General features: G+C 46.2%; 26 protein-coding genes, 1 other RNA gene and 1 riboswitch. Of the genes, 22 read left to right on the forward strand and 5 right to left on the reverse strand.

All coding sequences use genetic code 11. The features are described 5' to 3' along the window. Positions 1–26: 26 nt before the first annotated feature. On the reverse strand, positions 27–623 hold the full coding sequence (gene recU, locus KI350_RS19515) for a Holliday junction resolvase RecU (protein ID WP_003182896.1): 597 nt from the start codon (positions 621–623) through the stop codon (positions 27–29). Positions 624–676: 53 nt separating this feature from the next. Between recU and KI350_RS19520 the strand changes: the two genes are divergently transcribed. Then, positions 677–1,636, forward strand: coding sequence for a DUF2515 domain-containing protein (locus tag KI350_RS19520; RefSeq protein WP_003182894.1), 960 nt, complete (start codon positions 677–679; stop codon positions 1,634–1,636). 32 nt (positions 1,637–1,668) lie between these two features. Here the strand turns inward: KI350_RS19520 and sspM are convergent, their stop codons facing one another. After that, on the reverse strand, positions 1,669–1,773 hold the full coding sequence (sspM, locus tag KI350_RS19525; RefSeq protein WP_009328007.1) for an acid-soluble spore protein SspM: 105 nt from the start codon (positions 1,771–1,773) through the stop codon (positions 1,669–1,671). Between the two features lie 199 nt (positions 1,774–1,972). Here sspM and KI350_RS19530 point away from each other — a divergent pair, with 199 nt between their 5' ends. Together KI350_RS19530 and KI350_RS19535 are read left to right on the forward strand one after the other, a co-directional pair. Continuing rightward, positions 1,973–2,200: a YppD family protein gene (locus KI350_RS19530; protein WP_003182890.1), complete on the forward strand. Its 228-nt coding sequence runs from the start codon at positions 1,973–1,975 to the stop codon at positions 2,198–2,200. A 57-nt stretch (positions 2,201–2,257) separates the two neighbouring features. Then, on the forward strand, positions 2,258–2,629 hold the full coding sequence (locus KI350_RS19535; protein ID WP_003182887.1) for a YppE family protein: 372 nt from the start codon (positions 2,258–2,260) through the stop codon (positions 2,627–2,629). A 32-nt stretch (positions 2,630–2,661) separates the two neighbouring features. Here KI350_RS19535 and KI350_RS19540 read toward each other — a convergent pair whose 3' ends face one another. After that, complete coding sequence (locus tag KI350_RS19540; protein WP_011198064.1) at positions 2,662–2,862, reverse strand: YppF family protein; 201 nt, start codon at positions 2,860–2,862, stop codon at positions 2,662–2,664. A gap of 179 nt (positions 2,863–3,041) precedes the next feature. On the opposite strand from KI350_RS19540, the gene KI350_RS19545 reads away from it, so the two are divergent. Further along, complete coding sequence (locus KI350_RS19545; RefSeq protein ID WP_003182882.1) at positions 3,042–3,485, forward strand: YppG family protein; 444 nt, start codon at positions 3,042–3,044, stop codon at positions 3,483–3,485. A gap of 18 nt (positions 3,486–3,503) precedes the next feature. Here KI350_RS19545 and KI350_RS19550 read toward each other — a convergent pair whose 3' ends face one another. Continuing rightward, positions 3,504–3,923 carry an Hsp20/alpha crystallin family protein gene (locus tag KI350_RS19550; protein WP_003182880.1) on the reverse strand — a complete coding sequence of 140 codons (420 nt, stop codon included), beginning with the start codon at positions 3,921–3,923 and terminating at the stop codon, positions 3,504–3,506. Between the two features lie 175 nt (positions 3,924–4,098). Here KI350_RS19550 and KI350_RS19555 point away from each other — a divergent pair, with 175 nt between their 5' ends. The 8 genes from KI350_RS19555 to KI350_RS19590 all read left to right on the forward strand — a co-directional run bounded on the left by KI350_RS19555 (position 4,099) and on the right by KI350_RS19590 (position 11,542). Further along, positions 4,099–4,605, forward strand: a complete 507-nt coding sequence (locus tag KI350_RS19555; RefSeq protein ID WP_003182879.1) for a PTS sugar transporter subunit IIA — start codon at positions 4,099–4,101, stop codon at positions 4,603–4,605. Positions 4,606–4,741: 136 nt separating this feature from the next. Beyond that, a complete protein-coding gene (locus KI350_RS19560; RefSeq protein ID WP_044790247.1) occupies positions 4,742–6,982 on the forward strand; it encodes a DEAD/DEAH box helicase in 2,241 nt (746 codons plus the stop codon). A gap of 5 nt (positions 6,983–6,987) precedes the next feature. Then, entirely contained in the window at positions 6,988–8,301 is a 1,314-nt protein-coding gene (locus KI350_RS19565) for a ribonuclease H-like domain-containing protein (protein ID WP_212930576.1), read from the forward strand. 241 nt (positions 8,302–8,542) lie between these two features. Next, positions 8,543–8,812 carry a CotD family spore coat protein gene (locus KI350_RS19570; RefSeq protein WP_003182875.1) on the forward strand — a complete coding sequence of 90 codons (270 nt, stop codon included), beginning with the start codon at positions 8,543–8,545 and terminating at the stop codon, positions 8,810–8,812. Between the two features lie 115 nt (positions 8,813–8,927). After that, positions 8,928–9,479, forward strand: coding sequence for an SLOG family protein (locus KI350_RS19575; RefSeq protein WP_003182874.1), 552 nt, complete (start codon positions 8,928–8,930; stop codon positions 9,477–9,479). An 80-nt stretch (positions 9,480–9,559) separates the two neighbouring features. Next, positions 9,560–9,856, forward strand: a complete 297-nt coding sequence (gene gpsB, locus KI350_RS19580; protein WP_003182873.1) for a cell division regulator GpsB — start codon at positions 9,560–9,562, stop codon at positions 9,854–9,856. Positions 9,857–9,908: 52 nt separating this feature from the next. Beyond that, positions 9,909–10,295, forward strand: an RNA gene (rnpB, locus tag KI350_RS19585) — RNase P RNA component class B. Positions 10,296–10,390: 95 nt separating this feature from the next. Further along, entirely contained in the window at positions 10,391–11,542 is a 1,152-nt protein-coding gene (locus tag KI350_RS19590; protein ID WP_003182872.1) for a THUMP domain-containing class I SAM-dependent RNA methyltransferase, read from the forward strand. 127 nt (positions 11,543–11,669) lie between these two features. Here KI350_RS19590 and KI350_RS19595 read toward each other — a convergent pair whose 3' ends face one another. After that, positions 11,670–12,080: a hypothetical protein gene (locus KI350_RS19595; protein WP_009328014.1), complete on the reverse strand. Its 411-nt coding sequence runs from the start codon at positions 12,078–12,080 to the stop codon at positions 11,670–11,672. Positions 12,081–12,357: 277 nt separating this feature from the next. Here KI350_RS19595 and KI350_RS19600 point away from each other — a divergent pair, with 277 nt between their 5' ends. The 10 genes from KI350_RS19600 (at position 12,358) to dynA (ending at position 24,584) form a co-directional block, all read left to right on the forward strand. Next, the gene (locus KI350_RS19600) at positions 12,358–12,534 is read left to right on the forward strand and encodes a hypothetical protein (protein ID WP_003182870.1); all 177 of its coding nucleotides are present in this window, start codon (positions 12,358–12,360) and stop codon (positions 12,532–12,534) included. A gap of 108 nt (positions 12,535–12,642) precedes the next feature. Further along, complete coding sequence (locus KI350_RS19605) at positions 12,643–14,562, forward strand: ATP-dependent DNA helicase (RefSeq protein WP_026699180.1); 1,920 nt, start codon at positions 12,643–12,645, stop codon at positions 14,560–14,562. 113 nt (positions 14,563–14,675) lie between these two features. Then, the gene (locus KI350_RS19610) at positions 14,676–16,178 is read left to right on the forward strand and encodes a carboxypeptidase M32 (protein ID WP_011198061.1); all 1,503 of its coding nucleotides are present in this window, start codon (positions 14,676–14,678) and stop codon (positions 16,176–16,178) included. 138 nt (positions 16,179–16,316) lie between these two features. Further along, positions 16,317–16,416: riboswitch (purine riboswitch) on the forward strand. A gap of 118 nt (positions 16,417–16,534) precedes the next feature. Then, positions 16,535–17,119 carry a xanthine phosphoribosyltransferase gene (gene xpt / locus KI350_RS19615; RefSeq protein WP_003182865.1) on the forward strand — a complete coding sequence of 195 codons (585 nt, stop codon included), beginning with the start codon at positions 16,535–16,537 and terminating at the stop codon, positions 17,117–17,119. After that, positions 17,116–18,432 carry a xanthine permease PbuX gene (pbuX, locus tag KI350_RS19620; RefSeq protein WP_009328016.1) on the forward strand — a complete coding sequence of 439 codons (1,317 nt, stop codon included), beginning with the start codon at positions 17,116–17,118 and terminating at the stop codon, positions 18,430–18,432. The genes xpt and pbuX overlap by 4 nt, the downstream gene beginning before the upstream one ends. An 84-nt stretch (positions 18,433–18,516) precedes the next feature. After that, the gene (locus KI350_RS19625) at positions 18,517–19,068 is read left to right on the forward strand and encodes a GNAT family N-acetyltransferase (protein WP_003182862.1); all 552 of its coding nucleotides are present in this window, start codon (positions 18,517–18,519) and stop codon (positions 19,066–19,068) included. Positions 19,069–19,109: 41 nt separating this feature from the next. Continuing rightward, positions 19,110–20,207: a type III polyketide synthase gene (locus KI350_RS19630; protein WP_011198060.1), complete on the forward strand. Its 1,098-nt coding sequence runs from the start codon at positions 19,110–19,112 to the stop codon at positions 20,205–20,207. Between the two features lie 7 nt (positions 20,208–20,214). After that, positions 20,215–20,718: an isoprenylcysteine carboxyl methyltransferase family protein gene (locus tag KI350_RS19635; RefSeq protein ID WP_003182859.1), complete on the forward strand. Its 504-nt coding sequence runs from the start codon at positions 20,215–20,217 to the stop codon at positions 20,716–20,718. Positions 20,719–20,781: 63 nt separating this feature from the next. After that, positions 20,782–20,877 (forward strand): Fur-regulated basic protein FbpC, encoded by a 96-nt coding sequence (gene fbpC, locus KI350_RS19640; protein ID WP_003182857.1) that lies wholly within the window; start codon positions 20,782–20,784, stop codon positions 20,875–20,877. Positions 20,878–21,020: 143 nt separating this feature from the next. After that, positions 21,021–24,584, forward strand: coding sequence for a dynamin GTPase (gene dynA / locus KI350_RS19645; RefSeq protein WP_016885978.1), 3,564 nt, complete (start codon positions 21,021–21,023; stop codon positions 24,582–24,584). Positions 24,585–24,630: the final 46 nt, after the last annotated feature.

Below are 24,630 nucleotides of genomic sequence, written 5' to 3' on the forward strand. Positions count from 1 at the left end.
CGCTCACATGACTTTAAAATCATAATTTATGATGGCGAAAAATACAACTGATCAATAATCTTAATATAATCAATTCTTGGCGAGTATCCAAGTGAAATGGGGTGAGCGGCTTCCTGAAGCTCGTCTTTTCGGATCGATTTTCTGCCGTTTTGCTTTTTCCGCTCCCAGAAATAAAATAATTTTTCTGCTTCCAAAAAATAAATTTCTTCAAAAGCGGATATGATAACAAAACAAATGCCGTCTTGCGCCACAACCTGCTTCATATGCTCGATCTGATGATCGTGGAAATTCTGAAGCGGGAACGAGGTTCGGCTCTTTGTTTCTTTCGCTTCAAAATCGATGTAGCGGCCTTTATAAACCCCATTATAATCAGTAGTTGACGACTGCTTGAAATATGCTTCTTTGATAACCGCAGCGCTTCGCTTCGGATAATCGACCTGGACAATCTGTACAGGTGTCGGTTTTTTATGGATGACCGCAATCGAATGAGATTGATAATACATATTCGTTTCATTCAGGTCATCTTCGAGGGTCATGCCGCGATTGGAATACGACGGCTTCTTTTGCAAGGATGAGGCAGCTGTTTTCGGCTGATAGGATTTGCCGTTCGGGTAACGAATCACTTTCTTCATCCTCCTTTTACAAAAAATCTGGATACTAACGGAAGTGGCTGATCTTGCACAACACTTTTTCCGCGGCGGAGCTGACGAGCCGCATTCAAGAGCTGACCGCAAAACTGAACAAGGACAATATCTCACGGACAAATGCCTACAAACGCTACTTTGACCGCCATCCTGAAATCAAGTGGTCGCTTTTGGCTTCATTTGTTTCCCGGAATGCCGGCTGGTCGATGACCGATTTAAAAGGGCGCTTATTCGAGCTCGGACTTACGGCTTTTCAGCAGAAATGGCTATTTTTAGCGTATGAGAGAGCGAACTGGCTGATCTTTTCAGACGCCTATCCGCAGCTCCTGCTATACCATTGGTCCAAGCAGCTTGGCCAGCCGCTGTTTCATTTGCTCTCCTCATTTGGCGTGTCTTCATTTATGAAAACGGAGTGGGAACGGTTCTGGCATGAGCGCGATCAAAAGCGGCTCATGTACGCTCTCATTATAAATGAACAAAACACTATCCAAACTCCTATTATACAAAATCCTTTGTTTAAAAAGAATGTTTTTCAGACGATTCCTTTTCAGCTGTGTGAATGGTTTCACTTCAACACGGTCATTTTCCCGACGGTTGAAGGCGTTTTTTACGGTGTGTCTGTCAAACGCTTCACCAGTTTAAAGGAAAGGATCAAGCTCGGCAAGCAATTAAGCGAGCTGCTGTTTTCGCCTGAGCTTTTCCCCGGTTTTTTTCATTTTACATCATGTGTTCCGCATACCGGGTCGCGCTTTGATATGGAGCGCTGGGCAGGGGTTAAAATCAGAACCTCGCCGTTTTTGAGAACGTGTTATCCCGTTGTTGCCCATTCATTAGACGGATTAAAATGCGATTGGTTTCGCGGAGGAAAGAGGGAGGCGATGTTCAAAGATGAAAAACTGCCGAAAACGATCGAAATCACCGATTGGTATTTTCAAAAAAGAAGGCAGCTGCAGGCATTGTTTTCGCTGGAGCATTGGCTGAATAAGAGGTGAAAACAGAAAAAAGCAAGGGTTCTCCTTGCTTTTTAAGTAGACGGGCGGTTAGGTCCGCCTAATTTCTTATCCAGTGTGTCTGTTTGTTTAGCATCTGGTTTTGTTTTCGCAGGTGATTTCTTTTTATTGTTTTCCACAGCGGGCACCTCCTTACCTTTTTAGATTTTGCAAAAAAGCGCTGATCATACCATTTTTCGCAAGATCACTTGTCGAAAGCGGCGCGTTTGGCTGGAAAATGAGTTTCTTTGGCGGTTTGCTTCTAGTTTTGTCAGCTGTGGAGGAGAGAGTGCGCATAAGGGAGAATGCATAGAAGGCCATCAAAAAGGAGGGAAGCAAATGAACGGATTTGCAAGCAAAGACTCGGTCCTTCAAATGCTTTTGGAAACGGAATCAGACATGTCGTCTGCGGAGAAGGCTTTGACAGAAGCCGTACGCCGGACGGAGCAGGAAAAGCAGTCTGCCTGGAACGAACGGCTCGATCTGATTGAAAAAGAGCTGGCAGAACTCAGCTCATGTTTAAACAGCACGTTAATGGGAGTGGAGCCCGGGGTAGAGACGGCTTAAGCCGGATTCGTTGTAACGGCCGTCTTCCTTTGGTACGATAAACCCGAGGTGAAAAAATTGGATACACAATCTCTTCTTATACAGACACAGGATTTAATCCGCCTTGTAAAAGAAGCGGAAGAACGATATAGAAAGGGAAAAGAGGAAGGGACGGAATACGATTTTTTCGAGGTTGTCAAACCTTCTGTCGAGAGGTTCGAACAAACAGTGAAAAGCTGGCTGGCGGAAAGCCTGTCTTATATCAAGGCCAATCGGCCAAAATACATTTACGAAGAACAGCTCAACTCGGTTGAGGAAAATGCGAATGAAATTTTCATGCAGTCCTATTTCTGCAAAATTCATAAAAAACGCTTTAAAGATCTGACGGAATCCGTCCTCTACACGCTCAAAAACGTAGAAGACGATATATTAAAAGAAGACCGGGCCTAATCCCGGTCTTCTCTTTTTATGAGGGCTGTTATTTAGCTGGCGTCCGTATTCATATCATAAGCAGGGTGCTGTGCGCCATTCGCTTCAAGAACTTTCATACTTGTGCGAAATTCGTTTAATGTCAGATGTCCCTGGATATACAAAAACTTAGCGAAATCCATCAGTTTGTTCATGCAGTCTGTCTCATACTGTTTCATCTCGGCAAAACAATTTCTTAAGTATGATACGTTCATATGGTGCATCCCCTCTCCTTTTATATTAATAATATAGTACCATAACAATTCGACTTTTTTCTGTTTTTCAAATATTAAAATTTTCGACACTTTTTGACAAACTTGTGACAGAACCTTTGGAACGAGAAATGCCTCTATATCATACACTTATAAAAAAGGGCTATAGGAGGAGAGGAAAGATGGAAGAGAGGAGATCCGCCGTATATCCTTATTCCGGCCCTGGTGCGCATATTCAAGCCTATCAGCAAAACCATCAGGCCTATCATCCCGTTCAGCCGTACTTCAGCCAGGAAAGCGTTCCGTACGCCCATCCTGCACAGCGGCCGCAGCCATATCAGCAGCCGATTGAGCAGAATTTGGACCCGTTTTCAGTCTATCATCAGCCTGTTCAGCAGCAAATGCAGCCGCTTCCGCCGTTTCAGGGATTTCCTTATCAGCATCCATACCCTTCGCCGCGGCCTAATCTCCATCAGCCGTCACAGTTTCAAAGCTTTCTGTCGCAATTCAAAAAAAAGAACGGGCAGATTGATTTCAGCAAAATGATGGACACCGCAGGCCAGATGGTGAGCACGGTCAATCAGGTCGGAGCGCTTGCCAAAGGGTTTATGGGATTCTTCAAATAAAAAAAGCATGGATGAAGGTCATTCATGCTTTTTTTGCTCCGAAAATGAGACCGTGAGGACATTTCGGTTCCACGACGTCTTCATTGTTTCTTCACGGACAGGGTATGGGAGCAGAACGGTTCTGGACAGGCTTGTAAATGATGAAGAACCGCCGCTTTCTTGTTTCTCCTTCAAGGCGATATGAAGATACCGTGATTTCGCTTCAATCATAATATCTCCATTTTGAAACGATTCAGGAACGGCGATATCGACGTAAAGCGCCCCATCATCCTCTCTGATATTCATGGAAATCGTGGAATTCTGAAGCTGGTCTGATATGAGTTTTTGGAATGAATTTAAAATATCGTGGAAAGGCGAGTTGTAAAACAACTGTTCAACAGCTTCTTGAATTTCGTCCTTTTTGCTGAGCGAGTGATTGTCGTTTTCCTTAAAATCCATTCTTCATCACCCTCGATTTTTTATTTTCAGCTTATGCAGGGGCTCTTCATATGGTTATTCATTGATGGGAATTTGAAAGTGTGGTTAAATAGTGGGGAATCCAACGATTTGGTATTTAACCTGTTCCTCTTTTAATAGCCATCATAAAGAGGCGTTTTGAAAGGAGCCCACTGTATTGCTGAAAAAATTATTCGGTATTGGTCAAAAACAAGATGAAGTGAAAGAAGAAACCGTTTTTTCACCGGTTGACGGACAAGTTTTGGAACTTTCAAAAGTTCCTGACCCCGTTTTCTCTCAAAAGATGATGGGTGACGGAATGGCTGTCGAGCCTTCCGCGGGCGAGATCGTATCGCCTGTCGACGGGGAAGTGATCCAGCTGTTCCACACAAAACACGCCATCGGCATTCGTTCATTGTCCGGCGTGGAGCTCTTGATTCACATCGGTCTGGAAACCGTAGCAATGGAAGGCGAAGGTTTCACAGCCCATGTCAAAGAAGGAGACAAAGTAAAAGTCGGCGATCCTTTAATAACATGCGATTTGGAACTGATCAAGGAAAAAGCGAGCAGCACAATTACGCCGATCGTCATTATGAACGGCGATGTGTTGGAACGCGTCACAAAACATGAAGAGGCAGCAGCGAAAAAAAGCGAGACAAAGCTCATGGAGCTTAAAGTAAAGTAAAGTAAAAGAAAAAAGCAGAGAGCGCTTCTCTGCTTTTTCATTTTGTCAGGAAATCACCTCTTTCAGAACGAACGGACATTCGCTAAAATAGAAGGGAGAGGTGACAGCGTTGTTTCAAAAACGAAATTTGACAGATATGATTCAGCTTCTGAAAGAAGACCAAGCTTTCAGCAGGCAAATTGTTCATTGGCATACAATCGAGGGAAAAGAAGCGGATTACCGCGATTTTCCTGAAGGTTTAGATAAGAGAATCGTGCATGCTTTACAGCAAAGAGGGGTAGAAAAGCTGTATTCCCATCAGGCCGACGCATTTCTGCACAGCGCCGCCGGCAAAAACGTGACGCTTGTGACGCCGACGGCATCTGGGAAGACGCTTTGCTACAATCTGCCCGTCATTCAGAGGATCACAGAAGACCAAGATGCGCGCAGCTTATACCTTTTTCCTACTAAAGCATTGTCGCAGGACCAAAAAAGCGAACTGAATGAATTAATCGATGAAATCGGTGCGTCGATCAACTGTTATACATATGACGGAGATACGTCGCCTTCGATCAGGCAGAAAGTCAGAAAAGCGGGCCATATCGTGATTACAAATCCAGATATGCTGCATTCGGCGATCTTGCCTCACCATACAAAATGGGTGTCATTGTTTGAAAATCTGAAATACATCGTCATCGATGAGCTTCACGTATACAGGGGAGTCTTTGGCAGCCATGTAGCCAATGTCATCAGACGGCTGATGCGGATTGCTGAATTTTATGGAAGCAAGCCGCAGTTTATCTGTACATCCGCGACGATCGCCAATCCATTGGAGCTCGCTGAGACGCTCACGGGGCAGCCGATGCACCTGATTTCAAACAACGGCGCCCCGTCGGGAAGAAAGCACTTCTTATTTTACAACCCGCCGATGGTCAACCGTTCCCTTAACATCAGAAAAAGCGCGACCCTTGAAGTGAGAAAGCTCGCATCCGAATTTCTAAAAAACGGCATTCAGACGATTGTGTTTGCAAGAAGCAGAGTTCGGGTGGAAATTATATTGACATACTTGCAGGAAGTGATGAAGCCGATTGTCGGCCCGCATTCGATTCAGGGGTACAGGGGCGGCTATCTGCCGAACGAGCGGCGCGTCATTGAAAAAGGCCTTCGCAGCGGGGACATCAAAGGCGTTGTCAGCACGAATGCACTCGAACTGGGCGTTGACATCGGACAGCTGCAGACATGCATCATGACCGGTTATCCTGGAACGATCTCAAGCGCCTGGCAGCAGGCCGGCCGCGCCGGAAGAAGGCACAACGAAGCGCTGATTGTCATGGTGGCAAGTTCCGCCCCGCTCGATCAGTACATCGTACAGAATCCGGACTATTTCTTTAAACAAAATCCCGAGACTGCCGTCATTAACCCGGACAACCTGGTCATTCTCGTCGATCATATCAAATGCGCGGCCTTTGAACTGCCATTCAAAAGAACGGACACATTCGGCGGTATCGAAATTGAGGATATTCTTGACTACTTGGCAGAAGAAAGGGTCCTCCACTTAACCGGGAATACGTACCACTGGATGAATGACGCTTTTCCCGCGCACGGCATCAGCTTAAGATCGGCTTCTCAGGAAAATGTTGTGATTATTGATCAGTCAAGACGCGAGAAGGCGAAAGTAATCGGGGAAATGGACAGGTTCAGCGCCATGACGCTTCTTCACGATGAAGCCATTTATTTGCATCAAGGCATCCAATACCAGGTGGAAAAGCTTGACTGGGAGGAGAAAAAGGCGTTTGTCCGCGAGGTTCAAGTTGATTACTATACCGATGCCAATCTTGCCGTCTTGCTGAGAGTTCTCGAGGTTGACAAGGAGAAAAAGACGGAAACCGCAGCGTTCGGTTTTGGGGATGTGACCGTTCAGGCAAAAGCGACGATTTTTAAGAAAATAAAATTTGAGACGCATGAAAATATCGGTTCAGGACCGATTCATCTGCCTGAAGAGGAGCTGCATACCAATGCGGCTTGGGTGCAGGTGAACGATAGTGAGCGGCAAAATTGGAATGACATCAAATTGGAAGAGGCTTTGCTTGGGACTGCAAACGTTCTTGGGCATGTAGCCGCCTTAAAAGTGATGTGCGATCCATCTGATCTGCATGTTTTTCCGCAAATCAAAGCCGTTCATAACGAAAAGCCGACGATCTTTTTGTATGATCGCTATCCCGGCGGAGTGGGTCTTTCACAAAAAGTGTATGAACAAATGCCCGAGATCATCAGTGAAGCGCATCGGCTGATTTCAAGATGTCCGTGTGAGTCAGGATGCCCTTCCTGCATAGGAGTGAGCGGCGGCGATCAGACAAAAAACAATGCTCTGCGCCTTTTAAAAGGCTGGAAAGGTTGAGCGGAATGTCTTTAAAACGAAAACTTAATCGCTATAAGCATCACCTGGGAAATCAAGCGAAAGAAGAAAAAACGGAACCTCCCGCAGATAAGCTGACTTCCTTGTCCGTCAGTTTTGAAAAAGAATGGGCCGAACTCGGTGTTAAACCATATGCGTTTGAGGAATGCTATTGCCTGATCAGGGAAGTCGTTTACCCGTTGACTCATGTTCATGGTCATTACGCGTTTTCTGAGCTGCATGAGACGGTTAGGCGATGGAACAACAGCGCCGTTTCCCATTCGCTTTCAAGCAAAGGGTACACACCGAGCCAGCTCTTCTTCTTTGATACGGAAACGACCGGTCTCGGAGGCGGGGCCGGCAATGCGATCTTTTTGCTCGGCCATGCAAGGGTGTATGACGACCGCGTAGTCGTCAAACAGCATCTGCTGCCAAAGCCGGGGTACGAAGCCGCCCTCTATCACAGCTTTCTGAGTGAAGTCGATATTCAGTCTCTTGTCACCTATAACGGCAAAGCGTTCGACTGGCCCCAGGTGAAAACGAGGCACACGCTGATCCGCGACAGGGTCCCAAAGCTTCCGGATTTCGGCCACTTTGACCTGCTGCACGGATCCCGCCGCCTTTGGAAGCATAAATTTGACCGCGTTTCCTTAGGGACGGTGGAAAAGGAAGAGCTGGGCGTTGTAAGAACTGAAGATACGCCGGGCTATCTGGCGCCGATGATGTATTTTCATTTTTTAAAGGAGGAACGGCCGGAAATCATTGAAGGCGTTTTGCGCCATAATGAGCTTGACGTGCTTTCTTTAATCACTCTTTACATCCATTTATCGAAGAAAATCCTCACTCCGGAGCAGACAGCGGAAGCAAACGAAAAGTACGCGATGGCAAAATGGCTCCTCGCCAACCGGGAGACAGAGCTTGCGACAGCGCAATTGCAAGAGCTTGAAAAAAAACCTTTTGAACATTCTGAACGCGCATCATTCGATTTATCCATGCAGTATAAAAAACAAGGCATGCTAAAAGAAGCCGCAGCCCTTTGGCTGAAGCTCCAAAATGGAGAAGACGGAAAAACCGCCTGGCGCGCAGGCATCGAACTTGCCAAATACTTTGAACATCGAAAGCGGGATATTCGGGCCGCTCTTGAGGTAGCGGAAAACCTGCTGGAGCAGCACGGTTCACAAAAGTTTGAGCTGACCGAAAAAGAAATGGCCGGCCTCTTGAGAAGGCGCGAGCGGCTGGAAAGGAAATACGGACGAAATATTCCCCGGGCAAGCGCAGAAAACGACGATCTTCGAAAGCCAAACATTTCAAGCACGTTATGAATTGTAGAAACCGATCGCTTCTTGTAAAATAGCGTTAGAATCGTTTGAAGGGAGCGTCGATATGTATAAGGGGCTGTTTTATCTGTTTTTTGTCGTCGTATTGTTTATCGTATTGATCATGACGAATTTCAAGGAAAGCTTTATGGCTTACTTTTAAAATAGGTTTTTATATTAGTACATGTTTACCCCCTGCTTCATAGTTTAATAGTGTATATAGAAGCTTAAAGAAAGGGGAATTTTCATGCACTGTAAACCGCATGTAATGGCGCCGATTGTTCATCCTACTCAATGCTGCTACAACCATACGCACAGCAAAACCGTCGTACCGCACATTCACCCGCAGCACACAACGAATGTCAACCATCAGCATTTTCAGCATGTTCATTACTACCCGCAAACTCAATCAGCTGTCAACAAGGCGTCACATCAGCACTTCGTGAGCCCTGGAGCAGGAATGATGCCTGGGCCTGGAGGGATGCCGGGACCTGGAATGGGCATGGGGCCTTACTAAAAAGGTTTTTCGGAAGTTTTGTCAGGATGAACGAGCGCCGGATTGAACGTGACTAACAGAATATTTTTAAAAAAATGGGGCGGAATACGGCCCCATTTTTTAGCAGGTGATCATAATGAAAGTATTGGCCGTTACAGGGTACAAGCCGTTTGAACTCGGGATTTTCAAACACGATGACAAGGCCCTGTTCTACATAAAAAAAGCGCTTGAAAACCGGATGATCGCTCTCCTTGAGGAAGGCCTGGAATGGGTCCTTATCTCGGGCCAGCTCGGGACTGAACTATGGGCGGCGGAAGTCGCGTTTTCGCTGCAGGAAGAATATCCCGACTTGAAAGTGGCGGTCATCACTCCGTTTTTGGAACAGGAAAAGAAGTGGAGCGAGAAAAATCAAGAGCAGTATGAAGCCGTGCTCGCAGCCAGCGATTTCACTGAAAGCTTGACACACAGGCCGTACGAAAGCCCGGTGCAATTCAAACAAAAAAACCGGTTCTTCATCGAAAAGGCGGATGGCTTATTGATTCTGTACGATGAAGAAATCGAAGGCTCGCCTGTGTATATGCTGAATGAAGCAAAAAAGGCTCAGGAAAAACGCGATTTTCCGATCTACACGATTACGATGGATGACTTGAGAGTCACTGTTGAAGAATGCAGCTTTTACGAAGAGTAAAAAGTGCAAGAGAAAATTTGACATTGCACACGTTTTCTGAAAAAATATAAGATGATGATTCACGATATGAGGTGAAAAAGATGCTTGCTGATAAAGTGAAGCTTTCTGCTAAAGAAATTTTGGAAAAAGAATTCAAAACAGGAGTCAGAGGCTACAAGCAGGAAGACGTTGACAAATTCTTGGACATGGTTATTAAGGACTATGAAGCCTTCCATCAGGAAATCGAAGAATTGCAGCAGGAAAACCTGCAGTTGAAAAAACAGCTTGAAGAAGCCAACAAGCGACAGCCGGCTCAATCAAATACGACCAATTTTGATATTCTAAAACGACTTTCCAATTTGGAAAAACATGTATTTGGAAGCAAATTATACGATTGATGAAAACCGCTTGCCCTTTAGAACAAACTAAGCTATAATAGTGGATGTCTTAACGTTCGGGTAATCGCTGCAGATTTTACATCTGTAGAGGAAAGTCCATGCTCGCACGGTGCTGAGATGCCCGTAGTGTTCGTGCCTAGCGAAGTCATAAGCTAGGGCAGCCTTGCAGAAGGCTGACGGCAGGAAAAAAGCCTACGTCCTTTATGGATATGGCTGAGTATCCTTGAAAGTGCCACAGTGACGAAGTCTCACTAGAAATGGTGAGAGTGGAACGCGGTAAACCCCTCGAGCGAGAAACCCAAATTTTGGTAGGGGAACCTTCTGGACGGAAATGAACGGAAGGAAGGACAGAGTTGACTCTGTAGATAGATGATTACCACCCGAGTACGAGGCTTAGCAGCCGACGGCAGTACGACGGAACAAAACATGGCTTACAGAACGTTACACACTATTATGATGATGACAATGTATAAGCTCTCCGCAGGTAGGAGAGCTTTTATCATGTAAAAAACATACATAAAAACAGGTGATATAATGAAAACCTATACATTAATCGCAACAGCGCCGATGGGAATTGAAGCGATCGTCGCCAAAGAGGTGCGCGACCTTGGATATGATTGTACAGTTGACAACGGTAAAGTCGTGTTTGAAGGCGATGCCCTCGCCATCTGCAGAGCCAATCTGTGGCTGAGAACCGCTGACAGGGTGAAAGTGCAGGCTGCCGAATTTACAGCCAAGACCTTTGACGAGCTATTTGAGAAGACAAAAGCGATCGACTGGAGCGCCTATCTTCCTGAACACGCGTCATTCCCCGTGACGGGAAAGTCTGTTAAATCAGTGCTCGCAAGCGTGCCGGACTGCCAGCGCATCGTCAAAAAAGCGATCGCCGAGAAGCTGAAATCAGAATATCAGACACAGGGCGAGTGGCTTGAGGAAACAGGGCCGGAATACAAAATTGAAGTCTCTCTTTTAAAAGACAAAGCGGTCATAACGCTTGATTCATCCGGAGCCGGGCTTCATAAACGGGGATATCGAACCGGCCAAGGGGAAGCGCCGCTGAAAGAAACCCTTGCTGCAGCTTTGATTCTATTGACAAATTGGACGCCTGACAGGCCTTTCGTCGATCCGTTTTGCGGTTCGGGTACGATACCGATCGAAGCCGCTTTGATCGGCCAAAATATCGCCCCGGGTTTCAACAGGGATTTTGCATCTGAAAGATGGGAATGGATCGGTAAAGAAGTGTGGGATCAAGCGAGGCTGGAAGTCGAAGAAAAAGCGAATTATGATCAGCCGCTTTCAATCTCGGGGTATGACCTGGATCATCGCATGATCGAAATCGCCAAGGCAAACGCCGAGGAAGCTGGACTCGCCGATTTCATCGAATTTAAGCAAATGCAGGTAAAGGATTTTCGGACGAAAGAGGAATACGGCGTAATTGTCGGAAATCCGCCGTACGGGGAACGCCTCGGTGAAAAGAAAGCAGTCGAAGCCATGTATAAGGATATGGGCAAAGCATTTGCCGAGCTTGATACATGGTCTGTCTACATGCTGACATCAAACGAGCGTTTTGAAGAGTGCTACGGGAAAAAAGCAACGAAAAAACGGAAGCTCTTTAACGGTTTTATTAAGACGGACTATTACCAGTATTGGGGGAAAAGGCCGCCAAAACCGAACAAAGAAAAGTGAAGTTTAAAGGCTGCCATGTAAAACGGCAGCCTTTTTTCTTTCCATAGCCGGAACCGCTGAACGGCGTATTGAATTCGCGCCCGCTCGGAGTTAGCCCCTTAAAAGCGCATGGCAAAACATCGACTCACTAATAAATCCATGAATCATTTTTCTTTTTATAAGACGAATCATAGCATTTTTTGCGCGGCTCATAATAGCAGTCTTTTTTGCAAGGCTTGTGGTAATCATAGTCTTTTTTACAAGGCTCATGGTAGTAGAAGTCCTTTTTGCAGTAATCGTAATCCTTTTTGCAAGGCTTGTGGTAATCGTAGTCTTTTTTGTAATCCTCATGGTAGTCATAATCCTTTTTGCAATAATCGTAATCCTTCTTGCAAGGTTCATGGTAATAGAAGTCTTTTTTGCAAGGCTCGTGATAGTAGTAATTCTTCTTGCAAGGCTCATGATAGTAAAAGTCCTTTTTGCAATAGTCGTGATCCTTCTTGTAAGGATCATAATCATAATCCCAATAATCTTTCTTTGCCGGTTCATAATAATACATGTACTCTCCACCTTTAGTCTATAAATTTTAAGTCCCTACAGGATATGATAGAAAAATGGAATAGACTGGGTTTTTATGATGGATAAAGAGCACATTGTCTAACACAGTCCTTGTTATCTGGTGTTAAGCTTTTTGTTTGACTGAAAAAAGGGTGTTTGACCGCTGCGAAAACGGTCCGCCCTAAGAGTATAGAAAGAAAAAACATAAAATCAGCCTGTATAAAAACGATTCATCCTGCATATACTCGGGATTATTCGATTTGAAAAGAGGTGATTTCATGTTGAACAGCGATCATATTCAAATGATTCAAAAAGCGCTGGAGACGTCAGAAAGCCAGCTCGAGGACATTGGCGAAGAGCGCCTTACATATGCAAAGGAAGAATTGAAAAACGCGATCAGCCATATGGAATCGACAGATCATCCGTTTTTGACGCATTCGATTTACCGGAAATAGTTGAGAGAGGCTTCCTGCTCCTTTTTTCAAATCTTTCTTGTTGAATTTCTTGAATCATAGTGATAGGATAGAAGTTCTGAAAACTCGATAGTTGGGGGTTGGAGCAGGGTGACAGCATCTCGTCTGCCTTTTTCATTAACAAAAACAAAAAACTTTTATGAAGAACTGAACAATTGGATCGGTGATGTATTTTACGATATTCTTCCTGAAAAAGGCTTTGATTTGCGCGATGAGCAAATATTCATGGCTTTTCAATTAGAGCGGGCATTTAAGGAAAAGAAGGTCATGTTTGCGGAAGCCGGCGTCGGCACCGGAAAAACGCTCGTCTATCTTCTGTTTGCCTTGAGCTATGCCAGGTATACGGGCAAGCCGGCGGTCATCGCCTGCGCGGATGAGACGCTGATCGAACAGCTCGTCAAAAAAGAAGGCGACATTTATAAAATTTCCGAGCATTTAGGCCTGACGATCGACGCAAGGCTCAGCAAGTCGCATGATCAATATTTATGTTTGAAAAAACTGGAGAAAACGATGCAGCGCTCTGATGATGAAAAATGGCTTGACCTTTACGAAAGTCTGCCGTCTTTCGTTCACGAATCGCAGGGCATGCAGGCTTTTTATCCGTACGGCGACCGAAAAGAGAATTCGTCTTTATCAAACGATGAGTGGTCTGAAATCGGTTACGACTCTTTTCAGGACTGTCTTACATGTGATATGAGGCACCGCTGCGGGCTCACACTGTCAAGAGACCATTATCGAAAATCAACCGATTTCATCATCTGTTCCCATGATTTCTATATGGAGCACGTTTGGACGGAAGAGGCGAGAAAGCGGGAAGGCCAGCTTCCGCTTTTGCCGGAGCACAGCGCAGTGGTTTTTGATGAAGGGCATCTGCTCGAGTTTGCGGCCCAAAAAGCGCTGACATACAGGGTGAAACAATCCACGCTCGAAATGTTCCTTGAGCGCCTGCTCGGCAATGACATCAGAGAAGAATTTGCAGAGCTTGTCGAAGAAGCGCTTCGCGCCAACGACGAATTTTTCGGTTTGCTTACGGAAAATGCCGAAAAAGCAGAAGGCTCTGAGCGCATGCGCATCAAAGACGATACCGATGTGAAAAAAGCGGCCGCCGAGCTGTATGATTTGCTTGAAAAAATCGGAGAGGCGCTCGTTTTTGAGGGCGAGCTGTACACGATCGACCAGTACGCTTTAACTGTTGTCGAAGAGTATTTAGAACAGATGGCTTACTCCCTTTCGCTCTACAGGAAAAATGCGATCAGCTGGCTTGAACAAAAAGAGCTTGAGTCGACATTCGTCGTCATGCCGAGAACCGTCTCTGAAGTTCTCGGAGAAAAGGTGTTCTCCAAGCAGATTCCGTTTATTTTCTCATCGGCGACATTATCGGAAAACGGATCGTTCGATTATTTGGCGACCAGCCTCGGGATCCGCGATTACTTATCATTTACCGTCGATTCGCCGTACGATTATGAAGAGCAGATGAAAGTGTACATCCATCAAATCGAGGAAAAAGAAGCGAAAGAAAAAGCGGCAATCCGTGCAATCAAAGAATCTGGAGGGAAGACGCTGATCCTGTTTCCGTCTTTTGAAGAGCTTCTGTCCTTCAAGCGCCGGACTGCACAGGAATCATTTTCGTTTCCCGTTTACTTTGAAGGGGATGAAGAAATCAGTACAATCGTTGAAAAGTTTCAAACGGTAGAAGAATCCGTCTTGTGCTCTGTCCATCTATGGGAAGGGCTCGATATTCCCGGAGACCCGCTTCAAAATGTCATCATCTGGTCGCTCCCATTTCCGCCGCATGATCCCGTGTTTGAAGCGAAGCGGAGCGGCGTGGAAAACGCCTTTCGCGAAGTAGACCTTCCTTACATGCTGCTAAGACTTCGCCAAGGGATCGGACGTCTGATCAGATCAAACAGCGACAGCGGCACGATCAGCATTTTTGCGGGCGATGAAAAAGAATGGAATGTGATAAAAGAAGTCGAATCTGTTCTTCCTGTTCAGCCAGTCTATGTATAAGAAAAGCGGACATCCCGCTTTTCTTTTTTTGGCTGCATAAAAGTTGACTTTCGTAAATATTTCCATTAGTCTGATTACAATTCGCATCATATACGGGAAGAGGAGGATGAATGATGTCGATCAATACATATGAAAAAGAGTTTTTAGAAACATTAAAGAAAATCAGCCGGTATGAGCAGGCGATTAATGTCATGTACTGGGATATGAGAACGGGCGCGCCGAGAAAAGGGGAGGAAAGCCGCGCTGAAGCTATCGGCCAATTGTCGGCAGACGTCTTTCAGATGAGAACGTCCCCGCGGATGAAAGAGCTTTTGGATACCTTAGCCGGGCAAAAACAAGATCTGCCTTTTGATACACAGAAAGCGGTTGAAGAAGCGAAAAAAGAGTACGATTTAAACAGCAAGATTCCGGAAGAGGAGTTCAAAGAATATACGACACTGACTTCCAAAGCGGAATCCGTCTGGGAAAAAGCGAAAAAGGCGTCCGATTTTTCTCTCTTTGCTCCGTATTTAGAAAAAATCATCGACTTTAAAAAACGGTTTATCTCATACTGGGGATATGAAGGCCATCCTTATAACACGCTTCTGGACCAATACGAACCAGGCGTTACAGTCGAAAAGCTCGACGCCCTTTTTTCTGAATTGCGGGAGGCTATCGTTCCGCTTGTGCAAAAGATTGCCGCCAGTGATAAAAAGCCTGATACGGGCTTTGTTCACGATCATTTCCCGAAAGAGCGGCAGCGCGATGTTTGCCACTTCTTCTTACAGGAGCTGGGCTATGATTTTGAGGCGGGGCGCCTGGATGAGACGGTTCATCCTTTCCAGGTGACGATCAGCCAAGGGGATGCCCGGGTGACCACAGCATACAATGAAAACGATTTTCGGTCGGCTGTTTTCGGAACAATTCATGAATGCGGCCATGCCATTTATGAACAGAACATTGATGAAGCGCTGGGCGGAACCAATTTATCAGACGGCGCATCAATGGGCATTCATGAATCTCAATCCCTTTTCTATGAGAACTTTATCGGCAGGCATCAAAGCTTTTGGACGCGGTATTTTGATAAAATAAAGGAAGCAAGCCCTGACCAGTTTGCAGGCGTTACTGCCGAAGGGTTCTACAGAGCCGTTAATGAATCAAAGCCGTCGCTGATTCGGATCGAGGCTGATGAACTGACATATCCGCTGCATATTATGATCCGCTATGAAATTGAAAAAGCGATTTTCAGCGGCGAAGTATCGGTCGGAGACCTTCCAAAACTATGGAATGACAAATATGAAGCATACCTGGGCATTACGCCTCCCGACGATGCTAAAGGAATCCTGCAGGATGTCCATTGGTCCGGCGGAGATTTCGGTTATTTTCCTTCATATGCGCTTGGATATATGTATGCGGCTCAACTGAAGTCAAGCATGCTGAAAGATCTTCCGGAGTTTGACCGTCTGATTGAAAACGGCGATTTTCAACCGATCAGAAAGTGGCTGACAGAGCATGTACACATCCACGGCAAAAGAAAAAAACCGCTGGAAATCATTAAATCTGCGACAGGCGAAGAATTAAACGTCCGTCATTTAATCCGCTATCTGGAAGAAAAATATACAACACTCTATTTGTAAAAGAAAACCCCTCCCGTCTGTATGGGAGGGGTTTTCGGGTCAGAATTTTCTGTTAAATACGAACGTTCAAATGAAAAAATGTGTGCAGGTTCGTCTTTTTTTGTTTTATCCCTTTTCATTCGGAACGAAAGTTGATATAATTTGATACATTATATCACTCATATAATCGCGTGGATATGGCACGCAAGTTTCTACCGGGCACCGTAAATGTCCGACTATGAGTGGGCGATAAGAAAACGAACGTCTTTTAGTCAAACTGACGGAATTCGTCTTTTTAAGCATTGCCCGCTCGCATTTCAAATCCGAGCGGACAATGCTTTTTTTTATGAAGGGCAATTGATGAACGGAGGGGTTTAATGGAAAAGCTAAAACGAAAAATTGCAGAGCAGGGCACGGTGTTGTCTGACGAAGTGCTGAAAGTTGATTCATTTTTAAATCATCAAATCGATCCGGAATTAATGCTTGCTGTGGGTGAAGAGTTTGCTTCGCTTTTCCGGGAGGAAGGCGTCACAAAGATTGTGACGATTGAATCCTCAGGCATCGCACCTGCCGTGATGGCCGGCTTGAAGCTGGGCGTGCCGGTAGTATTTGCAAGAAAGCGTCAATCGCTTACCTTGACGGAAAATCTGTTGACGGCTTCTGTCTATTCATTTACAAAGAAAACGGAAAGTACGGTTGCCGTATCAGCCAGCCACCTTTCAAAGGATGACAAAGTTCTGATCATCGACGATTTTTTGGCAAACGGACAAGCAGCTAAAGGGCTCGTTTCCATCATTGAACAGGCCGGCGCTAAGGTGTGCGGAATCGGAATCGTCATCGAGAAATCATTCCAGACGGGCAGGGAGGAACTTGAAAATCTTGGAATCAGAGTCGAATCCCTTGCGCGTATTGCCTCTCTTGCCGGTGGAAAAGTTACCTTTTTACAGGAGGTTGGGTCATGAAACTTACAGCCGGTAAAACTGTTTCATTAAGCATTCAGCACGTCCTTGCCATGTATGCAGGAGCCGTTGTCGTACCGCTGATCGTCGGCGGCGCTCTCGGTCTGACGCCGGCTCAGCTGACATACCTTGTATCTGCCGACATTTTGATGTGCGGTGTGGCGACGCTGCTGCAAGTTTGGAAAAACCGCTTTTTCGGTATCGGTTTGCCTGTTGTATTGGGGTGTACGTTCACAGCCGTTTCTCCGATGATTTCGATCGCCTCGACATATGGTATTCCAGCGATCTATGGAAGCATCATAGCAGGTGGTGTGATTGTCGTCATCATTTCTTTTTTCTTCGGAAAGCTTGTTAAGTTTTTCCCTCCCGTGGTCACAGGATCTGTCGTCACGGTGATCGGTATCACCTTGATTCCCGTTGCGATGAACAACATGGCCGGCGGTGAAGGCAGCAGCGATTTCGGCGAGCTGTCCAATCTTGCTTTAGCTTTTTCCGTTTTACTAGTCATCGTCCTTTTATATCGTTTTACATCAGGATTTATCAAGTCAATTTCCATTTTAATCGGCTTGATCGCAGGAACAGCCGGCGCCGCTCTAATGGGAAAAGTTGATTTTACAGAAGTCGCAAACGCTGGCTGGGTGCAGATGATTCATCCGTTTTACTTCGGCGCCCCTGTTTTTGAAGTTACCCCGATCTTGACGATGTCCCTCGTGCTGATCGTCAGCCTTGTCGAGTCCACAGGCGTCTACTTTGCATTGGGCGATTTGACGGACCGCCGCCTGACAGAAAAGGATTTAGGAAAAGGATATCGCGCCGAAGGGATTGCCGTGCTGTTGGGCGGGGTTTTCAACGCCTTTCCTTATACGGCGTATTCGCAAAACGTCGGTCTCGTTCAGCTGACAGGAGTTAAGAAAAACAGCGTGATCGCGCTTGCCGGAGCTTTTCTCATTTTGTTGGGGCTGTTTCCGAAAGCCGCTGCTTTAACGACGATCATTCCTAAACCTGTGCTCGGCGGCGCTATGGTAGCGATGTTCGGCATGGTGATCGCCTACGGGATCAAAATGCTGAGCAGGGTTGATTTCGGCAAGCAGGAGAACTTGTTGATCGTAGCGTGTTCAATCGGAATCGGCCTCGGCGTGACGGTTGTACCGCAAATGTTTCAAAACCTTCCTGACGCCGTCAAGCTTTTGACAGAGAACGGAATTGTTGCGGGAAGCTTTACCGCCATTCTCTTGAATGCGATCTTTCACATTCATCCGTTTTCTCGTCATGCTGAACAGCCTGAAGCAGTTTCTGCTGAGAAATCTGCCGTTTAAAACCTCACGGATTGTGAGGTTTTTTTGTTGTGTTTTCTCATTGCGGATAAGCCATACTACCGGTATGAAGAGGAGGCGTAACGAATGGAAACTGTGAATGAGCTTGTCGAACGAATCAGGACGAAAGACGGCGGTGAAGCTGTCATCCGTCCCGTCAAAATGGCGGATGCCCCTGACATCATCGAGGCGGTGAAAGATGTGATTCAAACGGGCGTTTACATCCAAAAAGAACGGCCGCGCACACTTGAGGAAGAGCGTGCATTTATCAGCGATATGATGAAAAAAGACAACATGTATGCGGCGGTTGAAATCGATGGTACGGTGTACGGAATTGCCCGGGTCATACGCGGCGAACTCAAAATGAAGCGGCACACGGGTCTGTTCAGAACTTGGCTCCACAGCAAGGCGCAGGGGCTTGGGATCGGCAGGGAAATCATGTCCTACACCCTGAAATGGTGCAGGCTGCATCGCCTGCATAAGCTCTGCTTGACCGTTTTTTCCGAAAATGAAGCAGCGCTGTCGCTCTATAAGAAAAGCGGCTTTATCGTTGAAGGGGTTCAAAAGGAACAGGTTTTGTCGGACGGGAAATATGAAGATGAAGTGCTGATGGCCTATTTTTTCAACGGGTCCACATAAGGCCGCCAAATTCGGGAGAAGCTGTAAACAGAGGTGGTGTTATGGCCTATGTCATTTCGGCGGGGACAAGCATTCCGCGCTGCCATGTCGACCAGAAGGAAGCAGCCGTTTTTGCGAGGGAGATGTTCAAAGATTCATTTAAAGACATTGATCGTCTGCTGTCAGCTTTTCAAAATGGCGAAATCGCTTCACGGCAATTTGTCATGCCTTTGGATTGGTACAAAGAGGCCAAGAGCTTCAAGGAGAAAAATCAAACGTACATTGATATGGCTGTCAGACACAGTGCTGAAGCCGTTTCGAATTGTCTGTCGGACGACCGTTTTTTGAAAAAAGAAATCCCTTGCGGAAAAATTGACGCGATTTTTTTTATTTCCTCTACAGGCATCTCGACTCCCAGCATTGAAGCGAAGCTTATGAACATTCTGCCTTTTTCAAAACGGGCGAAGCGGATCCCGATCTGGGGGCTAGGCTGTGCAGGAGGGGCTTCAGGTATAGCGCGGGCATTCGAATACTGCAAAGCGTTTCCAAAAGCCCATGTCCTTGTGATTGCGGCGGAGCTGTGCAGTTTAACGTTTCAAAAGGATGATCAATCGAAAAGCAATCTTATCGGCACATCTTTATTTGGCGATGGAATCGCCGCGCTTTTAATGTGCGGCAAGGAAGCGGATTTCTCAGAAGCCAGATTTGAGGTTCTTCCGGAAGTATTGGGCTCACAATCCAGCACCTTGGAAGATTCGGAAGAGGTCATGGGATGGGAAATCAATGACAACGGTTTTCGCGTCGTTTTTTCCAGGGACATTCCGACATTGATCAAAACACACTTAAAGAACGATATCGAAGCATTTCTGAATAAAGAACATATCGCTTTGGAGAACATTCAAGTATTTCTGGCCCACCCTGGCGGAAAAAAAGTTCTCGACGCTTATATGGAAATCCTTGGCTTTTCCGAAGCGCACATCGACTGTTCACGAAAAATTTTGGCCAGGCACGGCAATATGTCATCGGCCACTGTGATGCATGTTTTAAAGGAATATTGCTTGCATGGCGGCCCCGTGCCGGGAAAATACGGTCTCTTAGGGGCGCTCGGACCGGGCTTTTCATCGGAGCTGCTGCTCTTGAGATGGACAAAAAGAGAGTGACTGACACATGTTTTGGACGATTTTAAGCATTTTTGCCGCCCAGCGCCTGCTTGAGCTGGCAGTCGCGAAGTTCAACGAAAAAAACGCTCTGAAAGAGGGAGCGGTCGAATACGGGAAACGTCATTACCCTTACATCGTCGCGATGCATGTTTCGTTTTTCGTATCTTTGATTTGGGAAACGACCGCTTTTCAACGCGGAACCCTTCCGATGGCGCTTGTCGTATTGACAGGCCTCATCTTCACGCAGGTTCTCCGGTATTGGGCGCTCTTTTCACTGGGGAAATGCTGGAACACGAAAATCCTTGTCATCCCTGGAACGAATCTTGTCCGAAAGGGGCCCTATCAATGGATTAAACATCCGAACTATTTGGCGGTCGCTCTTGAATTTCTGCTTTTGCCCCTGCTTTTTCAGGCATACGCCACCGCACTTTTATTTACGGTGCTCAACGCTGCTGTCATGTACATCCGCATTCGTACGGAAGAACAGGCATTAGAAAAATTACACCATTGAAAATGATTATCATTTCATTTATAATGATGATAAACATTCTCATTATAGGATGGTGAGTCGCGTATGACGATGTTTTTTCTACTGGCGGCCGTCAGTACATACAGTTTATTGATTGGATATGTCTTAAAAGGAATCGCAGGAGCGAATCCGCAAAAATAAATAGATACACGTGCTGAAGCTGCCGAAACCGGCAGCTTTTTCTCGTTTTTCTTTCCGATTGTGAAGAAAAATACAGCAAGGTTGTGTAAAATGGGAGAAAGGGCTAAGATGGCAAACAACAACGCATAAAAGGGGTAGGAAACATGGCACAAATAAACACGAAAGACGATCTGATGAAAAGAGCCGGAGCGGTTTTCGGGGAGCTCACAAAAAACGGGGATGACAAGCGGTCGGCGCAGCTTGCGGGCATCATCCGAAAATGGCTGAGAAAAGAAGTGTACATCGCGTTAACCGGACACTATTCAGCAGGGAAATCATCGCTTTTGAACGCGCTGCTTCAGGAAGAAGTCCTGCCGACAAGTCCGATTCCGACGAGCGCCAATCTCGTGCTGGTCCGCCGGGGAGAAATGAAAACAACACTCCATACGGTCGATGGAAGATACGCTCAGATGGACGGCTCTTATGATAAAGAAAAAGTGCAGGCGTACTGCAGGGACGGCAGCCAGATTGAAATGGTGGAAATCGGGGGGCCTTTTTCAGGAATAGCGCCTCAGGCCGTCTTAATCGACACGCCTGGAATTGATTCTACAGACGATGCTCATTTTCTATCGGCGTCTTCGATTCTTCACCAGGCGGATGCCTTGTTTTATGTCGTGCACTACAATCATGTCCATTCCGAAGAAAATGTGAAATTTCTTCGATCAATAAAAGATAAGATACCCAATATTTTTTTCATCGTGAACCAGATTGACCGCCATGACGAAGCTGAAACAGACTTCCACGCCTATAAAAAGCAAGTTCTAGATATGCTGCTGAAAGAAGGGATCAGTGAAGAACACCTCTTTTTTACATCGGTCACCGCAGCCGATCATCCGCTCAACGAATTCAACCGGCTCCGTGCTGAGCTGGAAAGACTGCAGCATCAATCCGAACAGCAGCTGCAGGCATATACGGAGCAAAAAATCAGCAGCTTGATTCATGAACATATCAAAATGCTGATCAGTGACGAAGATACGGCTCTGTCTGAAGAAACCGCTTCCTTAAGAGAAACCGTCGAGACTTTAAAATCACAGCTTGCCGATTTGACAGAACAGGAAAAACGGGCGGAGGAACAAATCAAAAAAGACATCCAAACGATTGCCCAAAACGCAAATATAACGCCGTTTGAGATGAGAGAGCTGGCCAAATCGTATTTGGAATCAATCGAAAAGGGCTTTAAAAAAGGAATTCTTTTCAGTAAGGCCAAAACGCTTGAAGAAAAACAAAAACGAAAAGAAGCTTTTCTTGCCGACGTCCAAAAAAGGGTTCAAGCCGAAATCGATTGGCATGTCATTGAAGCAATCAAGGCATTCATGAAATGCTTTAACGTCCAGAATGATGAAATGCTTCGGGAAGTTCTTCAATTTCGGACCGTGATAGATGAAAACGACCTGCTTCGTTCCCGGAAAAAAGGGGCTGAGCTTACACCGGAATACGTGCTGAACTACACGAAAGAACTGGCTGAAAACATCAGAAGAAAGGCGAAGAGACAAGCGCAGCCGCTCATCGACCAGCTCAAAACCTTTATTAAAGAAAGAAGCGTCCTGCAGGCGGAAGCGATAAAAGCTGAATATGATGCGGAACAAGCGAAGCTCGCCGAGCGCGAAAGACGGTTGATTGAGCAGCAGAAGTCATATGAAAAAGCAAACCGTCTCTGGGATCAATGGGAACACGGCAATCAGAGCGATCTGCCGGCGAATTGGTATGCCGCCGAAAGAAAGCCCCTTGAAAAAACGCTTGATGCGAAGCGAGCGGAACCGGTCCGTGCACAAGGGGAAAACAGCAGCCGTAAAGACGAGGCTCTTCATCCGAAAAAGGGCGTTTCTGAGTCCATTGAGCACTTTTTCGAACTTGCCCGGATTTTGGCGGATATCCCGGCTTTAGAAAAGCAGAGAAAAGCATTCCTACACAAAACGGAGCGCCTTCATACAAGGCAGTTTACCCTGGCGCTCTTCGGCGCATTCAGTTCCGGCAAATCGTCTTTTGCAAATGCGCTTTGCGGGCGGAAAGTGCTGCCGTCATCTCCGACGCCGACAACGGCAACGATTAATAAAATAACAAAACCGTCGGGAACCAAAAGGGACGGGACAGCCGAAGTCGCTTTTAAAACGGAAGGGGAAATCACAGCTGAACTGGATCAGCTTTTAGATGGAAAAATGGCTTCAGCAAAAGGCTCCGCTTTTGGCGAAAAACTTAAAAACCTCTTGAAAAAAGAGGAACTGCACGATGATGAACGGCTGCTGATCAAGAACTTCCTCAAGGCTTATAAGCGTTATGGTTCATATATCAATGATCAGGAAATCCTGACGATTTCCGCTGACGATCTGCATCCGTATGTCGCTGAAGAACAAACGGCCTGTGCCGTCCGCGAAGTCACCGTTTATTTGAGCACACCGGTCACGGAGAAAGGAATAACAATCGTCGATACACCGGGAGCCAGCAGCATGAATAAACGGCATACTGAACTTGCGTTTCAATACATGAAAGATGCTGATGCCCTGCTTTACTTAACATACTACCAGCATTCATTTTCCAAAGCGGACCGGTCGTTTTTGCGCAAGCTGGGGCTCATTAAAGACGCTTTCAGCATGGATAAAATGTTTTTTATTTTAAATGCGGCTGACCTCGCGAAAAGCCCGGTCGAATTACAGACGGTTGAAGACTATGTAAGGGGAGAGCTCTTGAAAGAAGGCATCCAAAATCCGCACCTGTACCATGTATCGAGCAAGCAGGAGCTCAACAAAAAAACTTCGCCGTACAACGACTTCAGCAGGCTAAAGCGGGAGCTCGACGATTTTATCGAAAACGGTTTGGCCAGAACAGCTGTCGAAGAGCTGCTTGATGAAGGCAAAAAACTGTGTGAAACCGTCTTTCAGCTCCGCGGTTCACTGCACCGTTCCGCTGAAGAAAAGGAAGCGGAGCAAAAGCGCGTCGCAAAAGCTTATCAAGAGGCTTTGGCTGCGATTGAAGAAGCAGAGAAGGGGTCATCAATCCTTCAAATGACGGAAAAGGATGTGGAAGAGCAATTTTACCACATGAAGCAGCGTCTGGCCTTTGTTGCACACGATTTATTTAAAGCTGCGATACACCCCGGGCTTCAGAACGGAGATTGGCGCGCCAATCTGCAAACCGCTTTGAAAAGCTGCTTAAAGGAGTATGAATTCGAATTTTTGCAGGAACTAAAAGCGCTTGATATCAGAATGGAAAATTTGATGCTGAAATTTGCGGGCGAACAATGGGCAAATGCCGTAAAAGAGCGGCTTGCCGGCAATCCTTATTTTTCGGTTCATATCCAGGCTGACCGGCCTGAGACCGAAAGCTGGGAAACGACTGAAGCGTCAGCGGATGAAGGGGAGTTTACAGATGAACTGAAAATGTTCAAAACACCTAAAACGTTTTTTCAGCAAAATGGCAAAGCCCGGCTTGTCGAGGCGTTTACTGCAAAGCTTTCGGCGATCACGGACAATTGGATTCAACGTGAAAAGCAGACATTTTTAAACCGCTGCAAAACGAGCGCCGGTCAATTACAGAAAGCGGCTGTTCTATCCGCAAAAGCTCAACTCGAAGAACAAAAAGAAGCATATTTTCATGAGGCGCTGGAGAGCGCAGAGCGCGAAAACATTGAAAAAGCGCATGCCTTGGCAGGCGAATGGCTCCGCTCATGTTGAATCAGATTGATATTGGTATGGATATCTGGCTGGCAGGCATGATAGA

Source organism: Bacillus sp. J41TS8, from assembly GCF_018333035.1.
GTDB lineage: Bacteria > Bacillota > Bacilli > Bacillales > Bacillaceae > Bacillus > Bacillus paralicheniformis.